The organism is Streptomyces kurssanovii (assembly GCF_040677245.1).
Classification (GTDB): domain Bacteria; phylum Actinomycetota; class Actinomycetes; order Streptomycetales; family Streptomycetaceae; genus Streptomyces; species Streptomyces kurssanovii.
In genome coordinates this window covers 1-16,912 of record NZ_JBFAQK010000091.1, presented here as the reverse complement: position 1 = coordinate 16,912, position 16,912 = coordinate 1, and the positions used below count along the sequence as shown (strand labels likewise).

The window sequence follows — 16,912 nt, the reverse complement described above, 5'->3', positions numbered from 1 at the left end:
AGGTGCCCCCAGGCGGGCTGACTTTGTCAGCCCCGCCGGCGTTTGAGGCGCGGGGGTCCGGTGGGGGTCCCCCCACGCCGCCAGGCGTAGGGGGAGGAGCCCCCGAAATACCGCGCGGAGCGCGGTGACGGGTCCGGCCGGAGCCCCACGCGGCGGAGCCGCGCATCGGTGCAGCGGGACGGGGCGGGGGTGGGGAACAGGCCCCGTAGGGGCGGATATTGTCAGGGCGTCCGCATCGACGAAACGGAGCCCGCGTGCCCGTCAGCCTCCAGAAGCTCGAGCAGCGCGCCCCCGCGCTCGTCAGCCTCTACAAGACCGCGGGCGTCTCCCTCCAGAAGCACGGCATGCACGGGCAACGTGCCGCCGTCTATCTCGTCGTCGACTATTCGGGGTCGATGAAGGACTACTACAAGGACGGCAGCGTCCAGGCCCTCGCGGACCGGGTCCTCGGGCTGTCGGCGCATCTCGACGACGACGGCACCGTGCCCGTCGTGTTCTTCTCCACGGACGTCGACGCGGTCACCGACATCGCCCTGGAGAACCACCACGGCCGGATAGACGAGATCGTCGCCGGCCTCGGGCACATGGGGAAGACCAGCTATCACCTGGCCATGGACGCCGTCATAGACCACTACATGGACAGCGGGTCGACCGACCCGGCGCTCGTCGTCTTCCAGACGGACGGTGGGCCCATCAACAAGCTCGCCGCCGAGCGCTATCTCTGCAAGGCCGCGAAGCTGCCGCTGTTCTGGCAGTTCGTCGGCTTCGGCAACAAGCGGAGCTCGCAGTTCGACTTCCTGCGCAAGCTCGACGAGCTCGCGGTCCCCGCCAAGCGCCCTGTCGACAACGCGGGCTTCTTCCACGCGGGGCTCGATCCGCGGCAGGTCCCGGACTCGGAGCTGTACGACCGGCTGGTGGCCGAGTTCCCTCAGTGGCTGGCGGCCGCCCGCGCCCAGGGCATCGTCCGGTGAGGTCCCGCCCCTACTGCCCCGGGAACCAGTACCGGTGCACCGGCATGACCTGTGGCCGGCCGGAGACGGCGGTCATGCCCCTGCGTTCCGCCACGGGCATCATCGACGTGGCGAACTTGTTCATCGCCTCCTCGGACTCCCACAGGTCGTAGATCTCCAGTCCTGTGTCGGTCGGGACGCAGACATGGGCGAGGCAGCCGGCGAAGATGTCGCCCGGTTGGTCGCGCAGGTCCTCGTTGAGCGCTTCGTACTGCTCGGTGGTCACGTCCGGCAGGACGGCGCGCATGAAGATGGCCATCGCCGGTCTCCTCGGTGCGGGGGCCCGATGCCGCCCCCGCCGCCCCGTCGGCGGCCTGTACCCCTTCCAGCACAGCACGGCGGGCCCGCCCCGGCCACTCTCCGCGGACACCGGGAAAATCAGACAGAAGCTGACTGCATTCCGGTGTTCGATGAGGTCATGACGCAATCCAGCTGGGCCGCCTTCGTGACGGCGGAGCCCGAGTTCGCCGAGTCCGTACAGCACCGCTTCGAGAAGTACAGGCATCACGTTCTGGCGACCCTGCGCAAGGACGGTTCGCCGCGGCTGACGGGTCTGGAGGTCACCTTCCGTTTCGGTGAGCTGTGGCTCGGCATGATGCACGGCTCCCGCAAGGCGCAGGACCTGCTGCGTGATCCGCGCTTCGCGCTGCACACGAACCCGGGGGTCGACGACTCGATGGACGGTGGCGACGTGAGGATCTCGGGACGCGCGCTCGAGGTCACCGAGCCGGCGGAGAAGGCCAGATTCACCGACGACGTGAAGCCGCCGGAGCCGTATCACCTGTTCAGGGCCGAGCTGGCCGAAGTGGTGCGGACGTCCGTCGAGGGTGACGAACTGGTCGTACGGCACTGGGGCCCGGGCGGGCCGGTCCGCACCCGGCGGCGCCGCTGACACCCCCGGCCTTCAAGGCCGGTCCCTCGTCCCCGGACGATGCCGGACGGGCTGGACGGGAGTGTGCTGCGACGTAACGCGGCACCCCGTACAGGGAGTTGGACCGTCGTGCCGGGTCACCCGCTCGGAGCAGCCGGGGCGGAGATCATGATCAAGCCGCACCACGGAACCGGACCGGACGGACGCCCGCTGCGGCCTGCGGACCGTGTCCGAAGGCGGAGGTCAGGGGAACGTGACGATCATCGGGCGTGTCTGATCCACGACTTCCCCGCCTCGGCGTGCTACGGTGGCGTAGTTGCAGTTTTGGTACCCATGAACTTTGTGTGCGCCTGACGGGAATGCTTCCTCAGGCGCACATTATTGTTTCCGGCTTTTCCGGATGGGGGTCAATGCAGCGACGGGAAATTCACGAGGTGTGGATTTTCGGCTTGCCCCTGTTTTAGGAGAATGACATGGCTACTGGAACCGTGAAGTGGTTCAACTCGGAAAAGGGCTTCGGCTTTATTGAGCAGGACGGCGGCGGCGCCGACGTCTTCGCCCACTACTCCAACATCGCCACCTCGGGCTTCCGCGAGCTCCAGGAGGGCCAGAAGGTGACGTTCGACGTCACGCAGGGCCAGAAGGGCCCGCAGGCGGAGAACATCCTCCCGGCCTGATTGCCGGGCGCGTATCTCGCAGCTCCTGCAGCCGGGGCCCGCACCTTCGTCGGTGCGGGCCCCGGCTCTTGCTGTCCACAGGCCCCAGGAAGGCACATTCCGCATGAACCGCTCCGAACGACCGGACCGCTCCGCCGCCAGGTCCGCCCGGCCGGCCCGCAGGCGCCCGGCCGAATCCGGCGCCGGAAACCGCCCCGGCTCCGGGATCCGTCCCGGCAAGGGGACCGGCTCCGGCAGGGGATCCGGCTCCGGTAAGGCGAGCGCCCGCAGTGCGGCGCCCCCGCAGGAATTCACCCTGCCGGAAACCGTCACCCCCGCGCTGCCCGCCGTCACGGCGTTCGACGAGCTGGACATGCCCGCCGCCCTGCTGAAGACCCTTGCGGCCCAGGGCGTCACCGAGCCCTTCCCGATCCAGGGCGCCACCCTCCCGAACTCCCTCGCGGGCCGGGACATCCTCGGCCGCGGCCGCACCGGCTCCGGCAAGACCCTCGCCTTCGGCCTCGCGCTGCTCGCCCGTACGGCCGGCCGCCGTGCCGAGGCACGGGCACCCCTCGCGCTCGTCCTCGTGCCGACCCGCGAGCTCGCGCAGCAGGTCACCGACGCCCTCGCCCCGTACGCGACCTCGACCCAGCTGCGGATCGCCACCGTCGTCGGCGGCATGTCCATCACCAAGCAGGCCGGGGCGCTGCGCCGCGGCGCAGAGGTGCTCGTGGCCACGCCCGGGCGGCTCAAGGACCTCATAGAACGCGGCGACTGCACCCTGGGCGACGTCGCGATCACAGTCCTCGACGAGGCCGACCAGATGGCCGACATGGGCTTCATGCCGCAGGTCACCGCGCTGCTGAAGCAGGTCGAGCCGGACGGGCAGCGGATGCTCTTCTCCGCGACCCTCGACAAGAACATCGACCGGCTCGTGCGGATGTTCCTCACCGATCCGGTGGTGCACTCCGTCGACCCGTCCGCCGGTGCGGTCACCACGATGGAGCACCACGTCCTGCACGTGCTGGACGAGACCGACAAGAAGGCCGTCGCCACGCGTATCGCCGCCCGCGACGGCCGGGTGATCCTCTTCGTGGACACCAAGCGGTCCGCGGACCGGTTCGCCAAGCGGCTGCTGTCCAGCGGTGTACGGGCGGCCGCCCTGCACGGCGGGCGCTCGCAGCCGCAGCGCAACCGCACCCTGGACCAGTTCAAGAACGGCCAGGTCACCGCGCTCGTCGCGACGAACGTCGCGGCCCGCGGCATCCACGTCGACGACCTGGACCTGGTCGTGAACGTCGACCCGCCCGTCGACCACAAGGACTATCTGCACCGTGGCGGCCGCACGGCGCGGGCCGGCGAGTCCGGCAGCGTCGTGACGCTCGTCCTGCCGGAGCAGCGCCGCGAGATGACCCGCCTGATGGCGAACGCGGGCATCAGCCCGCGCACGGCACGGGTGAAGTCGAGCGACGAGGAACTCAGCCGGCTCACGGGAGCCCGTGAGCCCTCCGGTGTGGCGGTGACCATCGAGGTCCCGCAGCCGGTCGTGACGGCTCCCTCCTCCACCGGACGGCGGCGGCCCGCGCGTCGGCGCGGTGAGGGAACGGGCGCGGCGGAGGCGCCGCGGGCGGCTCGTGCCGGATCCCGCGGCTCTCGTGGGGGCGCCCAGGCGTCCCGCGCGGCTGGAGCGTCCGGCGCCGTCGAGGCGTCGCGGAACTCGGCCGCGGGGCGTGGGCGTGCAAGGCGTGGCGGCAGGGGCGCGGCGGGCTGACGCGGCACCCCTGCGCGCAGCCGGCTCCTTCCGAGGCGACCGTTGTCGCCGCGGGGGCGCGGGCAGGTCCGTCGCGCGGCCCGTCAGGGGCGCCGGTGCGGGTTGAGCCGGTCGGTCCGGCGCAGCGCGCAGCCGGCTCCTTCCGAGGCGACCGCTGTCGCCGCGAGGGCGTGGGCAGGTCCCAGGCGCGGCCCGTCAGGGTCGCAGGCGGGCGTTGAGCCGGGCGGCCCGGCGCGTCAGGTGGTCGCGCTCGGCGAGGTCGGGTGCCTTTCCGGCCGCCTCGGCGTACAGCCGTGCCGCCGTCGCCAGGTCGCCGTCGCGCTCGTGGAGGTACGCCGCCACCGCCGTGTGACGGGGCAGGGAGTCGTCCAGCTCGGCGAGCGCCGCCAGGCCGGCGCGCGGTCCGTCGGCCTCGCCGACGGCCACCGCGCGGTTGAGCCGGACGACAGGACTGTCGGTCAGGCGCGCGAGCTCGTCGTACCACTCGACGATCTGCACCCAGTCGGTCTCCTCGGCGGTGGGCGCGTCCGCGTGGAGCGCCGCGATGGCGGCCTGGGCCTGGAACTCGCCGAGGCGGTCGCGGGCGAGGGCCGTCTGAAGGATCTCGATGCCCTCGGCGATCGACTGGGTGTCCCACCGGCCGCGGTCCTGCTCGGCGAGCGGCACCAGGCTGCCGTCGGGCGCGGTCCGGGCGGCCCGCCGGGCATGGTGGAGCAGCATGAGGGCGAGCAGCCCCGCGACCTCGGGGTGGTCGATCGAGGCCGCGAGCTGCCGGGTGAGCCGGATGGCCTCGGCGGCCAGGTCGACGTCCCCGGAGTAGCCCTCGTTGAAGACCAGATAGAGGACGCGCAGCACCGTGGCGACATCGCCCGGCCGGTCGAACCGCACGCCGGAGACGGTGCGCTTGGCCCGGCTGATGCGCTGCGCCATGGTCGCCTCGGGCACCAGGTAGGCCTGGGCGATCTGCCGGGTGGTCAGCCCGCCGACGGCGCGCAGTGTGAGCGCGACCGCTGACGACGGCGTCAGCGACGGGTGGGCGCACAGGAAGTAGAGCTGGAGCGTGTCGTCCACCGCGGGCGAGGGCCCGGGCGCCGGCGCCTCTTCGACGAGGTCCTCACGCCGGCGGCGAGCGGTTTCCGCGCGGGCCGCGTCGAGGAACTTGCGCCAGGCCACGGTGACCAGCCAGCCCTTCGCATCCCGCGGAGGGTCGGCCGGCCAGACGCGGACCGCCTCGACCAGCGCGTCCTGGACGGCGTCCTCGGCCGCCGCGAAGTCGGCTCCGCGGCGGACGAGGACGGCGAGCACGCTCGGTGTGAGGCTCCTCAGGAGGACCTCGTCCATCTCAGTGGCAGTCGCTGATGGTGGGGTGCGCGGCCAGGAACGGACGCACCTCCAGCCACTCGTGGATCGGCTTCCCGCCCGCCCCGGGGGCTGCCGACAGTTCGCCGGCCAGTTCGACGGCACGCTCGTAGGTGTCGACGTCGATCACCATCCAGCCGGCGATGAGGTCCTTGGTCTCGGCGAACGGGCCGTCGGTGACCGGCGGGCGGCCCTCACCGTCGTACCGCACCCACGCTCCCTCGGGGGCGAGCGCCTGGCCGTCGACGAACTCGCCGGTCTTCTCCAGCCGGGCCGCGAAGTCGTTCATGTACTGCACGTGTGCGGAGATCTCCTCCGGCGTCCACTGGTCCATGGGGACGTCGTTGACCGCCGCCGGGGCGCCGCGGTAGTGCTTGAGCAGCAGGTACTTGGCCATCGTGCTTCTCCTCGGTGGTGTGCGACCCATTGTGGTCGCGTTCACTGCGGGGACGGAGCCGGTCACGGGTTCTCGACATCGCCGTCCACATTTTTTTCCGGCTTTCCTGGATGAGCCTGGACGATCCTCGGCGAGCCGTCTCGCGGTGGCCGGGTCCACGGCGTGGCGCGAGGCCGGGACGGCGGCCGTACGGGGTCCGGCAGGAGAACCGAGGGGCGCGCGGAGAGCTGTGAAGATCGGCGGTCACAGTTCCCGACTTCGGTGAACGTCCGGGGAATTCACGGCAGTTGATGTTGACCCCGGCAAGGTCTACGCGCATCAATCGACGTATGCGAATCCCCCCACGAATCGCCACCCTCGGTGGCATCGCCGCCCTTGTCCCGGCTCTCCTGATCGGTGGGCAGACCGCCACGGCCGCCCCCGCCGGGGCGCTCGCCGTCGGTGACATCTGTTACTCGGCCCTGCCCGCCCAGGCCCACGACACGCTCGACCTGATCGAGCAGGGCGGACCGTTCCCCTACGAGCAGGACGGCACCGTCTTCCAGAACCGCGAGGGCATCCTGCCGTCGCACTCGACGGGCTACTACCACGAGTACACGGTCGTCACCCCCGGCTCACCGACCCGTGGCGCGCGCCGCATCGTCACCGGTGACGCGCACCAGGAGGACTACTACACCGCCGACCACTACGAGTCGTTCGACCTGGTCGACCACGGCTGCTGAATCCGGCCCGCCGTCCGGCCCTGCCGGTAGCCTCCGCCCCATGACGACGACCTTTGTGATCGAAGGGGCGGAGGTCACCGGCCTGGACAGCTTCTGGAAAGCGGTCGGCGAAGCCGTCAACGGCCCGGGCGGCTACTTCGGCCGGAACCTCGACGCCCTCGCCGACTGTCTGAGCGGCGGCTTCGGCACTCCGGACGACGGTGACTTCGTCTTCGAATGGCGCGATCACGAACTCTCCCGGCGGGCGCTCGGCCGGGAGGAGACCGTACGGCAGCTGGGGCTGCGGGCCCAGCGCGTCCCTCCCTCCGGCCGGGCAGAGGTGCTGGAGCACCTGGCGCGGGTACGGGCGGGTCAGGGGCCGACCGTCTTCGACTGGATCGTGGAGGTCTTCGAAGAGCGCGCGCCCGGCCGGCTCCGACTCCGTTGAGGCGCGCATCGGGCAGGCCCACCCGGAGGCCGGCCGCCGGCGCAACGGGCGGGCCGTGACCGGGTGGCCGGCCGGAGTGGTCAGGGGCGGCGCGGCAGGGTTCCCTCGAGACGGCGCCTGAGCCGTTCGTCCCGCAGGTGCCGTACCGCGTTCGCGGCCGTGTCGTGGGCGTAGCCGTCGGGGTCCTCGTCCGCGAGCAGCCGCACCAGTACGTCCTCGGCCCGCGGGTCCTGGCGCATCGCCAGGCCCCTGGCGGCCTCCGCCACCGTCTCCGGGTCGGGATCCTCGGCCCGGGCGGCGAGCGCGTCGCGGATCTCGGGCGTGTCCGCGTCGACGCCCGCCAGCGCGGTCGTCGCCCAGTCCCGTACCGGCGCCTGCTCGTCCTTCGTCAGCGTGATCAGCGTCCGTACCGCCTCCGCGTGGTCCCCGGGCACCAGCCCGACGAGCGCCAGCGCCACCCGCAGGCGCACCGCGGCGTCCGGGTTGTCCGCGTGCCGCAGGATCTCGGGGAGCGCGGCCGGATCGCCGTGGTGGCCGAGCCCGAGGAGCACCGCCTGGAGCAGCTCGGGATCCGTCGCCTCCCGGGACAGTTCCCGCAGCATCGGCAGGGCCCGCGCGGCGAACGGCCGCACGACCTTCCCGTCCGGCCCCGCCGTGAAGCCGAGCCTGCCCAGCACGTCGGCCGCGAACGTCTGCTGCAGGACGTCGTCGCTCGCGCACCAGGCGGCGGCCGCCAGGAACGTCTCCTCGTCGCCGCGCCGCCACAGCGCCGTCACCGCCTCGATCCACTCGTCCCGCTCCGGACTGCCGTGGAGCAGGGCGCGTTCCGCCAGGTCGGCGCACGGGGTGCGCAGGCCGAGCCGTTCCTCGAGGAGCGTGGCGATCGCGCCGTGGCCGGTCTGCTGTTCGTTGCCCGCCGTCGGTTTTCCGTCGTGCAGCACCTCGACCACGACGGTCGCCCCGCCGTCCTCCTCGACGCGCCGCGACGCGGTCTCGGCCCCGGGGTCGTACGCGAGCAGCCCCCGGCGCAGTTCCTCCTCCACGTCGAGCGTCATCCACCGGCGGGCCTCCTCGAGAGCCTCCTCCAGCGTCTCGGCCCGCGCACCGGCGCCGTGCCGCAGCAGGGCCCGCACCGTCGAGGGCGACCCGCGGCGGGCGGCGAGCACCAGCGGCGCCTCGCCGGCCGGGCCGGGCAGGTCGGGGTCGGCGCCGTACTCCAGCAGCGCCTCCACCGTCTCCGTGCGTCCCTGCCCCACCGCCCAGATCATCGCGGTGAAGCCCAGCAGTTCGCGGCGGTCGGGCGTGGCGCCGGCGGCGAGCAGCGCCCGCACGGCCTCGGTGTGCCCCCAGACCGCGGCCCCGCACAGCGGCAGGTCGCCGGCTTCCGGGCCGCACGCCCGGTCGGGGTCGGCGCCGGCGGCGAGCAGCAGCCGTACGATCCCCGCCTCGTTGTTCGTGGCCGCCAGATACAGGGCGGTCCTGCCGTCCTCGTCGGTGCTCTCCGGGTCCGTGCCCGCCCGCAGCAACCGCACCACGGCGTCGTCGTCGCTGTTGTAGAACGCCTCGAACAGTTCCCGCGCCGCTGCGGCCGGTTCCTGCGCCGCCGGTTGGTTCGTCATGGTCCGACCCTACGGAAGCAGGGTCAGGTGTCGCATTCGAGAACGGTCCGGCACAGGCCGCAGCGGGCCCGCACCCGCCCCCGCACCGGCACCCGGATGCGCTGGTGGCAGGTGGTGCACGGGAAGGACACCCGTAGCCCTTCCGGCCCGTGCTCGAACGCGTACGTGAACGGTCCGGTGGCCGCCGCGCCCGGATGCTCCCTGGCGTGCCGGCGGTCCTTCGCGTAGCGGAGTCTGCCCAGCCGGCCGGCCGTGGTCAGCGGGGGCTGCTGCGCCTCGAGCAGCGCCTGCGCGCGGCCCCGGGTGTACGCGTGGTACGCCTGCGGGCTGGTGAACCAGGTCCGCGGGTCCTCGTCGAAGGCCATCGCCCGCCCGGCGAGGACGTATCCGAACTCCTCGGGGGTCAGGTAGCCGAGCTTCTGGCTGGAGACGGCGTCCTCGCGGAAGGCGTCCAGCAGCAGCCACCCGGCGCCCAGGTACGTGGTCACGGTGTCGGTGAGGATCTCGTTGTCGCGGGTGCCCGGGAACGACAGATCCAGCCGGTGCAGCAGAACATGGGTGATCTCGTGCGCGAGCGCGGCGCCGATGTCCCGACGATGGGTACGGAACCGGTCGTTCAGTTCGATGAAGTACTCCGGTCCGGCGGTCAGTTCGACGCTCGCCGCGTGCTCCATCTCCCGGAAGCTGACGATCACCCGGGCGTCCGGCAGCCGCAGGTGATGCACAAGGGCGCGGGCGACGCGCTGTGCGCCCAGATGCAGATCGTCGCTGTCGCCGAAGGCCACATCGGCGGGCAGCACGCTGGGGGTGTAGGTGAGCATGCTCTCGGGGGAGAGCCGCCGGTACAGGGCGGTGATCGCCGACCGCACGGTGTCCAGGTGCGGGAAGCCGTGCACGACCTCGCTGCCATTGCCCACTCCCGTACCCCCATGCCTCCCGTACGGCTCCGCGTCCCGCGCGGCTCCGGGTCCGCTGCGCCCGGCCGCCCGCCCGAGCAGGCTTCAACTCTACGGCGCGGCGGGGGAGCGGAGGGGCTCGCGGCCGGAGGGGACTGGCCGAAAGGCGCTTCTTGTGGTGTCCGCTACCCGGGTCTCATACTCCGGACAGCGTCTTGTCGAGCACATGTCACCAATGGGTCACCCGCAGTATCGCCCAGTGGTGCCGAACGGCTGTGCCCGGCCGGGCGTTCCCCTCAACCCCCCACGAGAGGCAGTCAGTTGAAGCTTCTTAGCGCCCTCAAGAGATGTGTCGCCGCCGGTGCCGTCATCCTCGCCGCCGTCAGCCTCCAGCCCACCTCCGCCTCCGCCGCCGCCCCGCCCGTCGTCGGCGGCACCCGCGCCGCACAGGGCGAGTTCCCCTTCATGGTCCGGCTCTCCATGGGCTGCGGCGGCGCCCTCTACGCCAAGGACATCGTGCTCACCGCGGCCCACTGCGTCAGCGGCTCCGGCAACAACACCAGCATCACCGCGACCGCCGGCGTCGTGGACCTGCGCAGCTCGAGCGCCATCAAGGTCCGCTCCACCAAGGTCCTGCAGGCCCCCGGCTACAACGGCACGGGCAAGGACTGGGCACTGATCAAGCTCGCCCAGCCCATCAACCTGCCCACGCTGAAGATCGCCGAGACCACCGCGTACAACAGCGGCACCTTCACCGTCGCCGGATGGGGCGCGGCCCGTGAGGGCGGCGCTCAGCAGCGCTACCTGCTCAAGGCCCAGGTCCCGTTCGTCTCCGACGCGGCCTGCGGGCAGGCGTACGACGAACTCGTCCCGAACGAGGAGATCTGCGCCGGCTACAACCAGGGCGGCGTCGACACCTGCCAGGGTGACTCCGGCGGCCCCATGTTCCGCAAGGACAACGCCGGCGCCTGGACCCAGGTCGGCATCGTCAGCTGGGGCTACGGCTGCGCACGGGCCGGCTACCCCGGCGTCTACACCGAGGTGTCCACCTTCGCGGCCGCGATCAAGTCGGCGGCCGCCACCCTGTAGAGAACCCCTCAGGGAACCGGACACGGCGGAGGGGCAGGCCCGCGGCCTGCCCCTCCGTCACGGCTCACCCCGGCCGTACGGCCGCGTCCGCCGCCGCGCACTCCAGTCGTACGGCGGCCTCAGCCGCGGCGCACTCCAGCTCCAGCACCCACACCTCGTTGGCGCCGGCGCGCAGCACCGGCCCCGGCACGTACAGCGGCCGGACCGGCCCTGCCGACCAGTAGCGCCCCAGGTTGAACCCGTTCACCCACACGAAACCCCTGGCCCACCCCGGCAGTTCCAGCCCCGCGTCACCCGGCTCCGCCACCTCGAACGTCCCCCGGTACAGACCGGCCGCCCCCGCCGGAGGGACACGCCACGGCATTCCGGCCAGCGCCGCCGGCTCCTCGAACGCCTCCAGCCGCAGTGCGCACGCCCGGACACCGTGCAGAAACTGCCGCTCGTGCAGCACCCCGCCGGTGATGCCCTTCGGCTCACCCGTCAGCGGCCCGTAGTTGACCCGGCCCAGCGACTCCACCCACAGCTCCACCGCCGCCGGTCCCGCCACCGGCACCCCCAGCGCCGGCGTCGCGCCGTCCAGCACTCCCGCCCGCACCCCGTCGACGAACACCACCGCGCGGTCCCGCAGGCCTGCCACCCGCAGCGGATACGGCTCCCGCGGCCCCGGGACCTCGACCCGGTAGCGCACCAGACCCCGCCCGACACCCAGCTCCTCGAAGGTCAACGGCATCGGGGCCTCGCACTCGTCGTCGCCGAGCAGCCGCAGCACCGTCTCCGGCGGAACCCACTCGCCCAGTTCCACCCGCACCGGGGCCGACAGGACCGGCGGAGCCGGCGGAATCTCCGGCAGCGGTTCCTCCTGATACTCGGCGAGGATCTCCCGGAACCGCCAGAACTTCTCCGTCGGCCGGCCCGCCTCGTCGACGGGCGCGTCGTAGTCGTAGGACGTCACCGTCGGCTCGAACTCGCCGTCGTGCAGCTCACCCGACCGGTTCGCGCCCGCCCAGCCGCCGAAACTCGTCCCTCCGTGCGCCATGTACACATTCACCGACGCGCCGGCCTCAAGGATCTCCCGCAACGCCCGCGACGCGTCCTCCGCGTCCCGGCGCGCCGGCCCGGCCCCCCAGTGCTCGAACCAGCCGCACCAGAACTCCATGCACATCAACGGCCCCTCCGGACGATGCCGGCGCAGCGCCGCGAACGCCTCCACGGCGCCGGACCCGAAATTCACGGTGGCCAGCACACCGGGCACCGAACCGCCCGACAGCATGTGGTCCTCCGGACCGTCGGAGGTGAACAGGGGCACGCCCACCCCGCACGACCGCAGCAGCTCCACCAACTGCCGCAGATAGCCGCCGTCCGAGCCGTAACTCCCGTACTCGTTCTCCACCTGCACCATCACCACGGGCCCGCCGCGCGTGATCTCGCGCTCCACCACCTGCGGCAGCAGCCTGGTGAACCAGCGCTCCACATGCCCCAGATACTCCGCGTCCTCCGTACGCGCACGCCGCCCGACCCGGCCGGTCAGCCAGAACGGAAGGCCGCCGTTCTCCCACTCGGCGCAGATGTACGGACCGGGCCGCACGATCGCCCGCATCCCCGCCGCGTGCACCGCGTCCAGGAACCGCCCCAGCGCCCCGTCGTCCGCGTACCTGCCCGGCTCCGGCTCATGAAGGTTCCACGGGACGTACGTCTCCACACAGTTGAGACCCATCGCCCGCAGCATCGACAACCGGTGGCCCCACCGGCCCTCGTGCACCCGGAAATAGTGCATCGCCCCCGACAGCAGCCGCACCGGCCGCCCGTCCAGCAGGAAATCCGTGTCACCCACGGTGAAGTCAGCCACCGGCCCCGTCCCTCTCTCGCAAACGCCGCCCCCACGATCACCCCTGGCGCACAGCCGGTCCATGGACAAAGATCGGCTCTCCTTGGACTGGCCGGGAAGGAGCGACGAATCGGCATGTACCACACCTGGATGCGCTATTTCACCCCGAGTCCCCTGCACCACCGGCTCGGACTGGTGTGCCTCGGCGTCGGCCTCCAGCACGGCAGCCTCCCCACCGTCGGCCCCCGCACCCTCGACCACCACGTCGCCGTCGTCATCAGCGCCGGCAGCGGCTGGTACCGCGCCGCCGACGGACGGCGCACCACCGTCACCGGCCCCGCCCTCATCTGGCTCACCCCTGGCGTCCCCCACCACTACGGGCCCGACCCGGCCGCCGGCTGGGACGAATCGTTCGTCGACTTCACCGGCCCCGCCACCACGACCTACACCGAACTCGGCTACATCGAACCCGACCGGCCCGTCGTACCCCTGTCCGACGCCGCCGGCGCACGCGCCGCCGTCGGCAGGATCGCCCGCGCCGCCCGCCGCGGGAACCCCCTCCTCGAGGTCGAGACCGGCGCCGCCGTCCACGAACTGCTCGTCGCCCTGCGCCGCGCCCGCGCCGACCTCTGCCCCGACGGCGACCCCGTCCTCACCGCCCTCGCCCGCGACGCCTTCCGGCCGCTGTCCGTCGCCGAACACGCAGCACGCCACGGCATGACCCCCGCAGAACTGCGCACCGCCGTACGCCGCGGCGCCGGGTGCAGCCCCAAGGACTACCTCCTCGGCATCCGCCTCGGCCGCGCCAAGGAACTCCTCGCCGCCACCGACCTGCCCGTCGCCGCCGTCGCCCGCCGCGTGGGATACGAGGACCCGGCGTACTTCTCCCGCCTGTTCACCCGCCGCGTCGGACTCGCCCCCGTCCGCTTCAGGGAACAGCAGGGCAGGGCCGTACCCGGCGGCTGGAGCACCCGCGTCCCGGACCCTGAACACCCTCCGACCATCGGCGCCCGTCCGACGTAAGCTCCCTGACCATGACCACGAGTGACATCGACGAATCCGTGCGCGCCGAGCTCGACCGCCTGCGCTCGAGCATCGACAACATCGACGCCGCCGTCGTCCACATGCTCGCCGAGCGATTCAAATGCACCCAGCAGGTCGGCCACCTCAAGGCCCAGCACCACCTGCCGCCCGCCGACCCCGCCCGCGAGGCCCGTCAGATCGCACGGCTGCGCCAGCTCGCGGAGAGCGCGAAACTCGACCCGGCGTTCGCGGAGAAACTGCTGAACTTCATCATCGCCGAGGTGATCCGCCACCACGAGCAGATCGCCGACCAGCCCGGCGAACGCCCATAGCGCTGAACAGCCCGGCGAACGCCCACAGCACTGAACCACCCGATCAGCCCGGCGAACGCCCACAGCACTGAACCACCGGGACCAGCCCGGCGAACGCCCACAGCACCGAAACCCCCGACCCGCGTGCCCACCCGCCCCACCCCGCCCGAACACCCGCGCGCGGGGAGCGGGTGTGCGCTGACAGCGCAACCACCACCCCGTGTGCCGACCCGGGCCCATCAGGCAGCATGGGCCCATGTCCGTACTGACGCGCGACGAAGCGCAGACCCGAGCCCGGCAACTCGACGTACACCGGTACACGATCGACCTCGATCTCACCACCGGCGACGAGACCTTCGACTCCCGAACCGTCATCCACTTCACCGCGACAGCGGCCGGTGACACCTTCGTCGAGATCAAGCCCGCCGAACTCCGCTCCCTCACGCTCGACGGACAGCCCCTCGACCCCGCCGCCCTCACCGAGAACCGGATCCCCCTGACCGGCCTGACCGCCGGCGAGCACGAACTGCGTGTCGACGCGCGGATGAGCTACTCCCGCACCGGCGAAGGCATGCACCGCTTCACCGACCCCAGCGACGGTGAGACGTACGTCTACACCCAGCTGTTCATGGACGACGTCCAGCGCGTCTTCGCCGCCTTCGACCAGCCCGACCTCAAGGCCGTCTTCGAACTCTCCGTCACCGCGCCCGAAGCGTGGACCGTCCTCGGCAACGGCGTCGCCACCCACCACGGCGAGGGCCGCTGGACCTGCGCGCCCACCCCGCTGCTCTCCACCTACCTGGTCGCCGTCGCCGCCGGACCCTGGCACTCCGTACGCACCGAGCACGCCGGACTGCCCTTCGGCATCCACTGCCGCCGCTCCCTCGCCCCCTACCTCGACGCCGACGCCGACGAACTCCTCGACATCACCCGGCAGTGCTACGACCGCTACCACGAGAAGTTCGAGGAGCCGTACCCCTTCGACTCCTACGACCAGGCCTTCGTCCCCGAATTCAACGCCGGCGCCATGGAGAACCCGGGCCTCGTCACCTTCCGCGACGAATTCGTCTACCGCTCCGCCGTCACCGACACCCAGCGCCAGACCCGCGCCATGGTCATCGCCCACGAGATGGCCCACATGTGGTTCGGCGACCTCGTCACCCTCAAGTGGTGGGACGACATCTGGCTGAACGAGTCCTTCGCCGAATACATGGGCTACCAGACCCTCACCGAAGCCACCCGCTTCACCGACACCTGGACCGACTTCGCCATCGCCCGCAAGTCCTGGGGCTACGACGCCGACCAGCGGCCCTCCACCCACCCCGTCGCCCCCGACCCCGACGCCGTCCCCGACACCGCGTCCGCGATGCTCAACTTCGACGGCATCTCCTACGCCAAGGGCGCCTCCGCCCTGCGCCAGCTCGTCACCTGGCTCGGCGAGAAGGACTTCCTCGCCGGCATCAACACCCACTTCGCCCGGCACAAGTTCGCCAACGCCACCCTCGCCGACTTCATCGACTCCCTCGCCGGAGCCACCGACCGCGACGTGCACGCCTGGGCCGAGTCATGGCTGCGCACCACCGGCGTCGACACCCTCACCCCCGCCCTCGCCGACACCGCGGGCGGCTGGACACTCACCGTCGAACGCGACGGCACCCGCCCCCACCGCATCGCCGTCGGCGCCTACGACGCCGACCCCATCGACCCCGGCCGCCTCGTCCTGCGCGACCGCCTCGAGATCGACGTCCCCGAGACCGGCACCACCGCACCCCGCCCCGGGCGCCGCCCTGCCCTCATCGTCCTCAACGACGGTGACAACACCTACGCCAAGGTCCGCCTCGACGCCGCCTCCTGGGCCGTCGTCGTCGACTCCCTCTCCGGCATCCCCGACGCCCTCACCCGAGCCGTCGTCTGGAACGCCGCACGCGACATGGTCCGCGACGGCGAACTCGCCCCCACCGCCTACCTCGAGACAGCCGGCACCCACCTGCCCCACGAGAACGACCTCGCCATCGTCCAGGGCGTCCTCTCTTTCGCCGCCGGCCAGATCGCCGACTGCTACCTCACCCCCGACCAGCGCCCCGCCGCGCTCGCCACCCTCACCCGCATCAGCCGCGCCCTGCTGCGCCGCACCGAGGACGGCAGCGACCCCGGCCTGCGCCTGACCGCCGTACGCCACTACATCGACGCCGCCACCCAGCCGGAGCCCATCCAGGAATGGCTCACCGAAGGCAGCGTCCCCGGCGGCCCCGAGCTCGACCCCGAACTGCGCTGGCGCGTCCTGACGCGCCTCGCCGTCCTCGGCGCGACCGACGACGCGGCCATCACCGCCGAACTGGAACGCGACCCGAGCGCCACCGGCCAGGAAGGCGCGGCCCGCTGCCGCGCCGCCCTCCCCACACCCGAGGCCAAGGCCGCGGCCTGGGCCCGGCTCTTCACCGGCGACGACCTGTCCAACTACCTGTTCGCGGCCACCGCGCAAGGCTTCTGGCAGCCCGAACAGGCGGACCTGGTACGCGAGTACGTCCCGCGGTTCTACCCCGACGCCGTCGCCCTCGCCGACCGCCGAGGCCCGGCCATCGCCGAAGCCTGCGGCCGCTACGCCTTCCCCGTCCACGCCGTCGACGCCGAGGCACTGGACGCGGGGGAGGCCTGCCTGGCCGGGACGGACATGCTCCCGGCACTGCGCCGCAAGCTGGCCGACCAGCTCGACGACCTACGGAGGACCCTGCGGGTCCGGGGAACGTGACCTTCCCCCACCCCGCCCCTTCCCGCTGTACCGATGTGCGGCTCCGCCGCGTGGGGCTCCGCCCGGGCCCGTCCTCCGGGTCCGGGCTCCGCCCGGGCCCGGCACCGCGCTGCGCGCGGTGTTTCGGGGGCTCCTCCCCCTACGCCTGGCGGCGTGGGGGGACCCGAACCGAAGATCGGGGGTGAGG

The 16,912-nt window shown here is 72.2% G+C and carries 16 protein-coding genes; 10 read left to right on the top strand and 6 right to left on the bottom strand.

Annotation, left to right across the window (positions count from 1 at the left end):
* Positions 1 to 254 precede the first annotated feature (254 nt).
* A complete protein-coding gene (locus tag AB0K36_RS33415) occupies positions 255 to 971 on the top strand; it encodes a vWA domain-containing protein (RefSeq protein WP_364601371.1) in 717 nt (238 codons plus the stop codon).
* A gap of 10 nt (positions 972 to 981) precedes the next feature.
* Here AB0K36_RS33415 and AB0K36_RS33410 read toward each other — a convergent pair whose 3' ends face one another.
* On the bottom strand, positions 982 to 1,269 hold the full coding sequence (locus AB0K36_RS33410; protein ID WP_364601369.1) for a hypothetical protein: 288 nt from the start codon (positions 1,267 to 1,269) through the stop codon (positions 982 to 984).
* A 159-nt stretch (positions 1,270 to 1,428) separates the two neighbouring features.
* On the opposite strand from AB0K36_RS33410, the gene AB0K36_RS33405 reads away from it, so the two are divergent.
* The 3 genes from AB0K36_RS33405 (at position 1,429) to AB0K36_RS33395 (ending at position 4,308) form a co-directional block, all read left to right on the top strand.
* Complete coding sequence (locus AB0K36_RS33405) at positions 1,429 to 1,902, top strand: pyridoxamine 5'-phosphate oxidase family protein (RefSeq protein WP_364601367.1); 474 nt, start codon at positions 1,429 to 1,431, stop codon at positions 1,900 to 1,902.
* Positions 1,903 to 2,354: 452 nt separating this feature from the next.
* Complete coding sequence (locus tag AB0K36_RS33400; protein ID WP_005318814.1) at positions 2,355 to 2,558, top strand: cold-shock protein; 204 nt, start codon at positions 2,355 to 2,357, stop codon at positions 2,556 to 2,558.
* A gap of 103 nt (positions 2,559 to 2,661) precedes the next feature.
* A complete protein-coding gene (locus AB0K36_RS33395) occupies positions 2,662 to 4,308 on the top strand; it encodes a DEAD/DEAH box helicase (protein ID WP_189472597.1) in 1,647 nt (548 codons plus the stop codon).
* Positions 4,309 to 4,503: 195 nt separating this feature from the next.
* On the opposite strand, the gene AB0K36_RS33390 is transcribed toward AB0K36_RS33395, so the two are convergent.
* Both AB0K36_RS33390 and AB0K36_RS33385 read right to left on the bottom strand, forming a co-directional pair.
* Positions 4,504 to 5,649 (bottom strand): RNA polymerase sigma factor, encoded by a 1,146-nt coding sequence (locus AB0K36_RS33390; protein WP_364601364.1) that lies wholly within the window; start codon positions 5,647 to 5,649, stop codon positions 4,504 to 4,506.
* Between the two features lies 1 nt (position 5,650).
* Positions 5,651 to 6,064 (bottom strand): YciI family protein, encoded by a 414-nt coding sequence (locus tag AB0K36_RS33385; RefSeq protein ID WP_364601362.1) that lies wholly within the window; start codon positions 6,062 to 6,064, stop codon positions 5,651 to 5,653.
* Positions 6,065 to 6,393: 329 nt separating this feature from the next.
* On the opposite strand from AB0K36_RS33385, the gene AB0K36_RS33380 reads away from it, so the two are divergent.
* Both AB0K36_RS33380 and AB0K36_RS33375 read left to right on the top strand, forming a co-directional pair.
* Positions 6,394 to 6,786 (top strand): guanyl-specific ribonuclease, encoded by a 393-nt coding sequence (locus AB0K36_RS33380; RefSeq protein ID WP_364601360.1) that lies wholly within the window; start codon positions 6,394 to 6,396, stop codon positions 6,784 to 6,786.
* Between the two features lie 40 nt (positions 6,787 to 6,826).
* Positions 6,827 to 7,213 carry a barstar family protein gene (locus AB0K36_RS33375; RefSeq protein ID WP_364601358.1) on the top strand — a complete coding sequence of 129 codons (387 nt, stop codon included), beginning with the start codon at positions 6,827 to 6,829 and terminating at the stop codon, positions 7,211 to 7,213.
* An 80-nt stretch (positions 7,214 to 7,293) separates the two neighbouring features.
* Here the strand turns inward: AB0K36_RS33375 and AB0K36_RS33370 are convergent, their stop codons facing one another.
* Together AB0K36_RS33370 and AB0K36_RS33365 are read right to left on the bottom strand one after the other, a co-directional pair.
* Positions 7,294 to 8,832: an ankyrin repeat domain-containing protein gene (locus tag AB0K36_RS33370; RefSeq protein WP_364601356.1), complete on the bottom strand. Its 1,539-nt coding sequence runs from the start codon at positions 8,830 to 8,832 to the stop codon at positions 7,294 to 7,296.
* Between the two features lie 23 nt (positions 8,833 to 8,855).
* Entirely contained in the window at positions 8,856 to 9,749 is an 894-nt protein-coding gene (locus AB0K36_RS33365; protein ID WP_364601354.1) for a hypothetical protein, read from the bottom strand.
* A gap of 300 nt (positions 9,750 to 10,049) precedes the next feature.
* On the opposite strand from AB0K36_RS33365, the gene AB0K36_RS33360 reads away from it, so the two are divergent.
* Positions 10,050 to 10,817 carry a S1 family peptidase gene (locus tag AB0K36_RS33360; RefSeq protein ID WP_364601352.1) on the top strand — a complete coding sequence of 256 codons (768 nt, stop codon included), beginning with the start codon at positions 10,050 to 10,052 and terminating at the stop codon, positions 10,815 to 10,817.
* Positions 10,818 to 10,881: 64 nt separating this feature from the next.
* Here the strand turns inward: AB0K36_RS33360 and AB0K36_RS33355 are convergent, their stop codons facing one another.
* Positions 10,882 to 12,663 (bottom strand): glycoside hydrolase family 35 protein, encoded by a 1,782-nt coding sequence (locus tag AB0K36_RS33355; RefSeq protein ID WP_364601351.1) that lies wholly within the window; start codon positions 12,661 to 12,663, stop codon positions 10,882 to 10,884.
* 114 nt (positions 12,664 to 12,777) lie between these two features.
* On the opposite strand from AB0K36_RS33355, the gene AB0K36_RS33350 reads away from it, so the two are divergent.
* From AB0K36_RS33350 to pepN, 3 genes are all read left to right on the top strand, one after another.
* On the top strand, positions 12,778 to 13,665 hold the full coding sequence (locus AB0K36_RS33350) for a helix-turn-helix domain-containing protein (RefSeq protein WP_364601349.1): 888 nt from the start codon (positions 12,778 to 12,780) through the stop codon (positions 13,663 to 13,665).
* 11 nt (positions 13,666 to 13,676) lie between these two features.
* Positions 13,677 to 13,997, top strand: coding sequence for a chorismate mutase (locus AB0K36_RS33345; RefSeq protein ID WP_364601347.1), 321 nt, complete (start codon positions 13,677 to 13,679; stop codon positions 13,995 to 13,997).
* Positions 13,998 to 14,232: 235 nt separating this feature from the next.
* Positions 14,233 to 16,725: an aminopeptidase N gene (pepN, locus tag AB0K36_RS33340; RefSeq protein ID WP_364601345.1), complete on the top strand. Its 2,493-nt coding sequence runs from the start codon at positions 14,233 to 14,235 to the stop codon at positions 16,723 to 16,725.
* Positions 16,726 to 16,912 lie beyond the last annotated feature (187 nt).

Bases quoted from the DNA above. Each gene is read 5' to 3' on its own strand.
- AB0K36_RS33345 (WP_364601347.1), top strand. From the start codon at position 13,677: ATGACCACGAGTGACATCGACGAATCCGTGCGCGCCGAGCTCGACCGC.
- AB0K36_RS33380 (WP_364601360.1), top strand. From the start codon at position 6,394: ATGCGAATCCCCCCACGAATCGCCACCCTCGGTGGCATCGCCGCCCTT.
- AB0K36_RS33350 (WP_364601349.1), top strand. From the start codon at position 12,778: ATGTACCACACCTGGATGCGCTATTTCACCCCGAGTCCCCTGCACCAC.
- AB0K36_RS33400 (WP_005318814.1), top strand. From the start codon at position 2,355: ATGGCTACTGGAACCGTGAAGTGGTTCAACTCGGAAAAGGGCTTCGGC.
- AB0K36_RS33375 (WP_364601358.1), top strand. From the start codon at position 6,827: ATGACGACGACCTTTGTGATCGAAGGGGCGGAGGTCACCGGCCTGGAC.
- AB0K36_RS33390 (WP_364601364.1), bottom strand. From the start codon at position 5,649: ATGGACGAGGTCCTCCTGAGGAGCCTCACACCGAGCGTGCTCGCCGTC.
- AB0K36_RS33395 (WP_189472597.1), top strand. From the start codon at position 2,662: ATGAACCGCTCCGAACGACCGGACCGCTCCGCCGCCAGGTCCGCCCGG.
- AB0K36_RS33405 (WP_364601367.1), top strand. From the start codon at position 1,429: ATGACGCAATCCAGCTGGGCCGCCTTCGTGACGGCGGAGCCCGAGTTC.
- AB0K36_RS33385 (WP_364601362.1), bottom strand. From the start codon at position 6,064: ATGGCCAAGTACCTGCTGCTCAAGCACTACCGCGGCGCCCCGGCGGCG.
- AB0K36_RS33370 (WP_364601356.1), bottom strand. From the start codon at position 8,832: ATGACGAACCAACCGGCGGCGCAGGAACCGGCCGCAGCGGCGCGGGAA.
- pepN (WP_364601345.1), top strand. From the start codon at position 14,233: ATGTCCGTACTGACGCGCGACGAAGCGCAGACCCGAGCCCGGCAACTC.
- AB0K36_RS33410 (WP_364601369.1), bottom strand. From the start codon at position 1,269: ATGGCCATCTTCATGCGCGCCGTCCTGCCGGACGTGACCACCGAGCAG.